The 7,360-nt window shown below is 64.7% G+C and carries 7 protein-coding genes; 3 read left to right on the top strand and 4 right to left on the bottom strand.

All coding sequences use genetic code 11. The annotated features are described in order from the left end of the window. The first annotated feature begins 493 nt into the window (after positions 1 to 493). Both AAK988_RS10470 and AAK988_RS10465 read left to right on the top strand, forming a co-directional pair. On the top strand, positions 494 to 781 hold the full coding sequence (locus tag AAK988_RS10470; RefSeq protein ID WP_369880733.1) for a type II toxin-antitoxin system RelE/ParE family toxin: 288 nt from the start codon (positions 494 to 496) through the stop codon (positions 779 to 781). Further along, positions 765 to 1,052, top strand: a complete 288-nt coding sequence (locus AAK988_RS10465; protein ID WP_369880732.1) for a HigA family addiction module antitoxin — start codon at positions 765 to 767, stop codon at positions 1,050 to 1,052. The genes AAK988_RS10470 and AAK988_RS10465 overlap by 17 nt, the downstream gene beginning before the upstream one ends. Positions 1,053 to 1,055: 3 nt before the next feature. On the opposite strand, the gene AAK988_RS10460 is transcribed toward AAK988_RS10465, so the two are convergent. The 4 genes from AAK988_RS10460 to AAK988_RS10445 all read right to left on the bottom strand — a co-directional run bounded on the left by AAK988_RS10460 (position 1,056) and on the right by AAK988_RS10445 (position 5,487). Next, positions 1,056 to 1,568, bottom strand: coding sequence for a metallopeptidase family protein (locus AAK988_RS10460; protein WP_369880731.1), 513 nt, complete (start codon positions 1,566 to 1,568; stop codon positions 1,056 to 1,058). 141 nt (positions 1,569 to 1,709) lie between these two features. After that, entirely contained in the window at positions 1,710 to 2,330 is a 621-nt protein-coding gene (locus AAK988_RS10455; RefSeq protein WP_172711553.1) for a TorD/DmsD family molecular chaperone, read from the bottom strand. 211 nt (positions 2,331 to 2,541) lie between these two features. Then, on the bottom strand, positions 2,542 to 3,078 hold the full coding sequence (locus tag AAK988_RS10450; RefSeq protein ID WP_369880730.1) for a 4Fe-4S dicluster domain-containing protein: 537 nt from the start codon (positions 3,076 to 3,078) through the stop codon (positions 2,542 to 2,544). 3 nt (positions 3,079 to 3,081) lie between these two features. Further along, positions 3,082 to 5,487, bottom strand: coding sequence for a molybdopterin-containing oxidoreductase family protein (locus AAK988_RS10445; RefSeq protein ID WP_369880729.1), 2,406 nt, complete (start codon positions 5,485 to 5,487; stop codon positions 3,082 to 3,084). Between the two features lie 316 nt (positions 5,488 to 5,803). On the opposite strand from AAK988_RS10445, the gene AAK988_RS10440 reads away from it, so the two are divergent. Beyond that, positions 5,804 to 7,261, top strand: a complete 1,458-nt coding sequence (locus AAK988_RS10440; RefSeq protein ID WP_242369250.1) for a helix-turn-helix transcriptional regulator — start codon at positions 5,804 to 5,806, stop codon at positions 7,259 to 7,261. Positions 7,262 to 7,360 lie beyond the last annotated feature (99 nt).

The following is a 7,360-nucleotide window of genomic DNA, read 5'->3' as shown; positions in this document are numbered from 1 at the left end:
AACTTGCGGCGTCGATTTATCGAGCACGACCTCGCGGTTACTCATCGTGGGGAGCACACTTTTTGAGCCTTAACTCATGCAAGGGGATCTTGCCATGGGCGAGTGCGTTTTCGCGAGAGAACGTCGCTTCGCCGAGAGCACTTTCTGCAGCTTGAAGTACGCCATCCCTTGTGGTCCTTGCGTGACAAAATCAACCTCCAGGTTCTTTCGCCGGCCCACGAAGACAAGGCTGTTTCTCCCCATGAACTCCAGGTGGGAGACGGGTGACCAGGGGTAGCGCAGGAGGGAACAAGGGGATAACCGAGGCATCCCATGAAGTAAACTTCTTTACGGTTCACGCATTATTGCTATAGTTCCATGATAAAAATGCCTCAGTGGGACAGAGAGCTCTCCTCGCTCAATACCGTGGGAAAGTTGGAACGTGCTTCCTGTCGTTGACAATACTTCTGCTTAACAGTAGTATATCTGCATTGCATAAGTAAAGGATGCTGCTATGCAATTCAAGCAAAAGGACCTTGAGTTATTTTGGAACGATCCAGCGGGCTATGCCCCGTTGCGGGTGCCCCGGGACATTCGCCGAAGCCTCTATCGGAAGTTGCAGATGCTGGATGCGGCGTGCCAACTGTGCGATCTGCGCGTGCCGCCGGGTAATCGTCTCGAGGCCCTCAAGGGGGAGCGCGAAGGTCAGTACAGCATTCGGGTCAATCGACAGTGGAGGCTTTGTTTTGCGTGGGTTCATGGCGAGGTGCAAGGAGTTGAGTTCTGTGACTACCATCAATGAGATCGTTTCAACGCCGGGCGAAATTCTTCGGGAGGAATTCCTCAAGCCTTTGGGTATCAGCCAGTATCGGCTCGCGAAGGCCATCGGCAAGCCCCAGTCGGCCATTTCCGATATCGTCCACGGCCGCCGGGCCATTACCCCTGAAATGGCGTGGTTGCTGGGGAAGGCGCTGGGCACCACGGCCCAGTTCTGGCTCAACCTGGAGAATGCCTATCAGCTCAAAACCATCGACGAGTCTGCGTTGCCGAACGTGACGGTGCTAGCTCGCTAGGTCTTACTCGTAGCCCATGGCGGCGAGCTGGTCTTCGTCCAGGCCGAAGTAGTGGCCCAGCTCGTGGATGATGGTCTTGCCGATTTCGGCCACCATCTCGTCGCGGTCGCCGAAGCAGCGCTCGTGGGGGCCCTTGAACACGGTGATAACTGCCGGACAGTCCTCCTCGTAGCCGTCGGCCCGCTCCACGAGGGAGAGCCCGTCGAAGAGCCCGAGCAAGTCGTCGGGCAGCCGATCGCCGTTAAGGTCGCCCTCTCCGTCTCTTTCGTCGCCGGTGGCATCCCGCAGCCCGTCGTTCACGGCCGCGGCGTCCCACGGCTCGACGCCCTCATCATCGGCCTCGCTCCATGGTGCGCCATCCCCCCATTCGTCTCCTTCGTAGCCCAAGTGGTAGGCGCTCGGTTCCTCTTCCCAGACGACGGCCACGTTCTCCAGAGCCTCCAGGAACTGCGGGGGCAGCCCGTCGAGGGCCTCCTCAATGGCTCGCTCGAATTCCTCATCGCTCATCTGATGCATGGTGCTCCCTTCGGCCCGGGTTGTGCCGGGCCATTGTACCCTATGACGCCCCGGTTTGCCGGGGCCGGGGCTGCGAGGTTGCGATGGCTTGGGGGCGATTACGGCTCGAGGGGGGGCGATCCCAGAGGGGCGGGAGGATCCCTACAGGCTGCCCAGCACGGCCTCGTCGGCGGCCAGGTGCTCGCGGGTGAGGCCGGCGATGCCGTAGTAGAAGGCGGTGCGGGCCCGCTTCTCCACATCATCGCAGAGGGCCGCCGCCCAGCCCAGGTGCTCGCTGAGGAAGGCTCGCTGGGCCGCGATGAGCCCCGTGGGGTCCTCGCCCGCTTCCGCGGCCGCGCGGGTGCGGTCGGCCAGGCAGGCCATGAGCTCCAGTTCCAGGGCAATGTGATCTTCGGGCAGATCGAAGCTCTCGGGCACGCGCAGGCCCCACAGGCGGTAGACGCGCAGGGCCTCGTCCCGGGCCTCCTGCATGAGAAGACCCTCCTCGCTCGTGTACACCGACTCGTAGGGGGCCACCGGGTGGGCGCTCATGCCCAGGAACAGCTGGTTGTAGTCGGCGGCCAGGTCGATGCGCAGGGTCTCGCCGTCGGCTTCGACGGCCTCGGCGTAGAACGGCGCCAGGGGCCCTTCGGCGTTGGCGTCGGCTGCCGACAGGACGGCGCCAACGAAGGCGGCGTCGGGGGCGGCGCGGAAGGCGCGGGCCAGAAAGCGGTACCCGAGGGCGCGCTCTTCCATGAGCGCCGACAGCTCCGGGGTGTTCATAGGTGTCTCCTTGGGTCGGGCGCCGCGGGGCGCAGGGGCGGATATAGTGCCTGCCATTCTAGCGCAGGGGCGGTAGCGCTGTCTTGCGGGCCGGGGCAGCGCCAAAGGTGGCTCCGGGCCGCCTCGTACAGGCAAAAAGCACGGGCGCCGCAGGGGGAGGGGGAGCGGCGCCCGTCGGGATGCCGGGCCCGAAAGCCCGGCTAGGGGGAGCTTAGGACACGTACACGCTCGGAGCGGTCTCGCCCTCCATGCGTGCGCCGCCCTTCTCAGCGGCCAGGGCCTCCATCTCGGAGAGCGGGCCGAAGTGCAGCGCCTGCACGGGGCAGGTCAGCACGCAGTGGGGCTGGTCGTCCTCGCGGCCGATGGATAGACAGGTGTCGCACTTGTCCATCTTGAAGCCCTCGCCTTCCATTTCCACATACTGCGGAACGCCGAAGGGGCAGGCTTGCTCGCAGGTCTTGCAGCCGATGCAGACCGTATCGTCCACGACTACCACGCCGTCTTCCTCGCGCTTGCTCACCGCACCGGTGGGGCAGTTCGCCACGCACAGGGGGTTCTCGCAGTGCATGCAGGATAGGGACTCGAACTTCCGCTTCACGTCGGGGAACGTGCCCTCGACGGTCTCTGCCACGTTGCGGCGCGACACGGTGCCGGCCTCAATCTCGTGCCACTGCTTGCAGGCCACCACGCAGGCCCAGCATTTGATGCAGCGACTCGTGTCGACGTAGAATCCGTACTGTTCAGCCATGGTTTACCCCTCACTCTTCGAGATCTTGACGAGCGTCTGCTTCGCCATAGCCGAAGTGAAGCCGTCGTAGTTCGCAATGGTGTCGTCGTACAGCACGTTGACCTCGCTGCCGCCGTCCAGGCTGCCGTAGCCGGGCAGACCCAGCTCGTCGCAGGGCTCCCACCATCCGCGCTTGGTCATGAGCACGTTGGGCTGGATGGCCTCGAAGAAGCGGGCTACCATCTTGATGGAGCCGTGGGGCGATTCGATGAGCACCCAGTCGCCGTCGGCGATGCCGTACTGGGCCGCCGTGGCCGGGTTGATCTTCACCCAGGGCTCCGGCTGCAGCTCGCGCAGGTAGGGCACGTCATGGTAGTAGCTGTGGTTGCACAGGCGGTAGGCGTGCACGTCGGAGATGACGAGCGGGTACTCCGCAGCGATCTCAGGGGTACCGGTGAGGCTCTCCGGTGCGCCCTTGTACACGGGCAGACGCTCGATCGTGCCCGTGTCGTCGGCGTTGGGCTTGCCGCCGATCCACTCGTTCACGCACTGGACCTTGCCCTGGGGCAGCGTGGCGAACATCTTCTCGTAGTTCTGGTACTCCGGCTCGGTGGGCTTGGCACCGTCGGTGCGCTCCTTGAAGATGCCGCCCTTCTCGCGCAGCTCTTCCAGGGTCACGCCGGAGCCGTCCAGCTGCTCGGAGAGCATGGCGTCGATGTCGCCGTTCCAGAAGTCGACGCCGTAGCCCATCTTCACGGCCAGGTCCAGATAGTACTGCCAGTCGCTGCGGCACTCGCCCACGGGCTCGGAGATCACCTGGTTGATGCCGATAAACGTGCCGGCCGGAGAGTTCTTCGTGGCGAACTGGTCGGTGGACTCGTACTGGGTCGTGGCCGGCAGCACGATGTCGGCGTAGTCGCAGGAGGAGTTCCAGGCCACGTCCATCACCACGTAGTAGTCGAGCTTCTTCAGGGCCTCGGCCACGGTCTTGGGCTGGCGGGTGGCGGACATGGGGTTGGACGACTGAGCGAAGATGAAGCGCAGCGGATAGGGCTTCTCGCTGAGAATGGACTGGATGCCCTTGTTGTAGGCCGTGGTGGGGCCGGACTCCTGGGTCACCATGTCCTGGAACCAGCGGGGCGTCTCGGGGCCGACGAGCTTGGCCACGCCGGGCATCCAGCCGTTGGCGGTGTCCTCTTCGCTGGCCGGCAGGCGGTCGCTCAAAAGATCGATGGGCTTCGTCTTGATGAGCGGCTCGGGCATGACCATGCCGGCCCCGCCGCCGCCGGCGATGCCGAGGTTGCCGGTGATGGCCTCGATGAGGCAGGCGCAGGCCACGGTCCAGTGGCCGTCAGCCGACTGGTCACCGATGCCGTTGCCGATGTTGATGCCCATGGGCTTGGTGGTGCCCATGAGACGGGCCACTTCGATGATGCGCTCCTCGGGAATGCCCGTGATGGGGGCGGCCCAAGAGGGCGGGAACTGCTTGACGTGCTCGGCCAGCTCGTCGAAGCCGAGGCACCAGTTCTCCACGAAGTCGTGGTCGTAGAGATCCTCGCCGATGATGACGTTCAGGAAGGCCAGGGCCAAGGCGCCGTCGGTGCCGGGGATGACGGGCAGCCAGTAATCGGCGTGGGAGCCCAGCCCCTCCTGCATGGGACGGATGTCGATGACCGTCATGCCGCCTTCCTGGGAATCCAGGCGCTTGTTGGGGTTGCCCTGGTTGATGGCGGAGTTCTCGGAGTTGTAGCCCCACACGACGAGCAGCTTGCACTTGTCCAGCTGGCCGGGGGCCGTGTCGGTGGCCTTCGCGTGCTCCGGACCGCCCAGGGTGACCAGGCGCGAGAACATGCGCTGGGAATTGCAGATGGCGGAGTGCAGGTAGTTCGGCGAGCCGTGCACGTTCAGGAAACGGCGGCCGAGGGAGCCGAGCACCGCGTAGAACTGTGGGGAGAGCACGCCGTAGGACTCGGCGCCGTATTGCTCCTTCTGCTCTTGCAGCTTCGCGGCGATCTCGTCGAGGGCCTGGTCCCAGGTGATCTGCTCGAACTTGCCCTCGCCCTTCTCGCCCACGCGCTTCATGGGGTACAGCAGGCGGTTCGGGGCGTACACGGTGTGCATGGCGGCGTTGCCCTTGGCGCACAGCGTCTTCGAGCCGCGGCCGAAGTTGTTGCCGGCCTCGGGATTGCCCTCCACGTGCACCCAGCGGCCGTCCTTGATGGTGCACAGGGTGGAGCAGTGGGTGCGGGCGGGACCGCACATCTTGCACCAGGCGTGCTTGACTTCGATAACCGGCTCGGGACCTTCCTCGCCACCGGTCTGGGACAGCTCGTCTTCCTCGAGCGTTTGCGGCGCGCAGCCGCCGAGCATCGCTGCGGCACCGAGGGCGGCGGCGCCCTTGAGCAACGTGCGTCTGGTGAATTCAGCCATAAGACCTCCTCTTGTCGGTATCCCCGCGACACCCGCTGCATCCGAAAAACCTCCCCTTCCCCTTCGATCGACTAACCATGAGCGCAGCATCCCTGGGCCTTGCGGGGGTCGCCTCTCGCGACGTATGCCACCGTAGCGTTTTTGGCTCCCAGAGAAAATCGTGCGTTTCCTATATTTTGAAAACAAGGCTTTGAGCTGGGACGATATATGTTTTATATGACAGGTTCGCGTGCACCGGCTTCCCGTCTTTTGTGCTAGAATCGCGCCAAGGAGGCTTTCCCGGCTTCGGAAGACGGGAAAGAGTTGGGAGGAATTTATGACACAATCGGGAGGGGCCGGGCCGGCCTTGCCCTCGGATGCCGATGCCCGTCTCTCGTGGGGCTCGGTGACCCTTGGCGATGTGCTCGATCGCCGGGTGTGGGGTCTGGCGCTCATGCTGGCGTGGCAGTTCATCACGTTCTTCAGCCCGGCCATCCACTATTCCACGCGCAACGATGTGAGCCATTTCAACAGTGTGGTGGGCTACTCGAGCTTGGGCCTCGTGGCGGTGCTCTTGGTGGCCGCCGGCCAGGCGGGGGTCTTTTCCCGGGCCATGGGGCGTCCCGTGCTGCGCTGGGCGGCTCCGGTGGCCCTCGTGCTGAGCACCATCGTGCTCGCCATTGTGGATGTCAGCGAGGTGTTCCGCCAGCCCTGGTGCTCCATCGCCGCGGCTATTTCCGGCGTTGGCTTGGGGGTGCTCTATCTCGCCTGGGGCGATGTGCTGCGGCGCCTGAACATCGTGGAGGTCACCGTGAAGACGGCGTCGGCGTTCCTGCTTGCCGCAGTGTTGTTCGCGCTGACGGTCATGCTGCCGAAACTGGCCGCCGTCGTCATCACCAGCGCGCTGCCCATAGGGGTCGGCGCCATCCTGTTCCAGGGTCTCGGCGTGTGGCGCACGACGGAGGAGGTGGGGAAGCCGGCGCTCCACCAGGGCGCTTTCTCGGTGCGGGCCGTCTTCTCACTGGGGGTGCTCTCCTTGGCCGGATCCTTCGCTCGGTCGTTCTTCCTGGCCGGGACGCCTATTGTGAGCGACGGCTCCTATCCGTGGCTGTTCCTCATGGCCACCATCGGTGCCATCGTCATTGTGTGCGGCCCGCTCCTGTCGGCCACATCCCCCGATTTTGCCGCTGCCTACAAGACCTCGGTATTCGCCCTCGGCTTCGTGATGCTCCTGCTGCCCCTGCTCGAGCCGGGGTCTTTCGCGGCCGATGCGGCGGGGGTCGTCACCTATTGCGTGGTGATGCTGCTCATGTGGGTGGTGCTCGCTCGCCTCACGGGGCTCTACGGCCTCTCGCCCCTGTTCGCTTTCGGCATCGGCTGGGCCTCCTGCACGGCCGGCCTGCTCGCGGGCACTTTCGGTGGCGCCCTCGTGCTGTCCACCGTGGCCGTCACCCCGCGGCTACTGAGTCTCGTGACGCTTCTGTGCGTGTGCCTGCTGTTCTTCGCCTATCTGTTTCTGTTCACCGAGAGCACCATGGCCCGGCTGCTCGGGGGCGGCCGTTTCGGGCGCCGCCCCTTCCGCGAGCGCTGCCATCAGCTGCGGGTCGACTTCAATCTGACCGAGCGCGAGGAGGAGGTGCTCGTGCTGGTGGCCAAGGGCCGCTCCACGCCGCGCATCCGCGAGGAGCTGGGCCTGACGGCGGGCACAGTGAACGCACATCTGAGTCATTTGTACCGCAAGCTCGACGTGCACGATCGCCAAGAGCTTATCGACCTGGTGGAAAGCGAGCGCTAGGGCCGGACCGGCCACAGGCGCCCCGTGGCGCCCATCGTTGAAGTATTTGTGCGAGTTCGGTCGCGGCCTCGGCGTTTGTGCTACCATTGCCCGCGCACA

Source organism: Adlercreutzia muris (assembly GCF_041223505.1).
Classification (GTDB): domain Bacteria; phylum Actinomycetota; class Coriobacteriia; order Coriobacteriales; family Eggerthellaceae; genus Adlercreutzia; species Adlercreutzia muris.
The sequence above is the reverse complement of the archived record's forward strand: the minus strand, read 5'-3'. Positions and strand labels throughout refer to the sequence as shown.

Coding starts and splice junctions, on each gene's coding strand:
- AAK988_RS10470 (WP_369880733.1), top strand. CDS start 494: ATGCAATTCAAGCAAAAGGACCTTGAGTTATTTTGGAACGATCCAGCG.
- AAK988_RS10460 (WP_369880731.1), bottom strand. CDS start 1,568: ATGCATCAGATGAGCGATGAGGAATTCGAGCGAGCCATTGAGGAGGCC.
- AAK988_RS10455 (WP_172711553.1), bottom strand. CDS start 2,330: ATGAACACCCCGGAGCTGTCGGCGCTCATGGAAGAGCGCGCCCTCGGG.
- AAK988_RS10450 (WP_369880730.1), bottom strand. CDS start 3,078: ATGGCTGAACAGTACGGATTCTACGTCGACACGAGTCGCTGCATCAAA.
- AAK988_RS10445 (WP_369880729.1), bottom strand. CDS start 5,487: ATGGCTGAATTCACCAGACGCACGTTGCTCAAGGGCGCCGCCGCCCTC.
- AAK988_RS10440 (WP_242369250.1), top strand. CDS start 5,804: ATGACACAATCGGGAGGGGCCGGGCCGGCCTTGCCCTCGGATGCCGAT.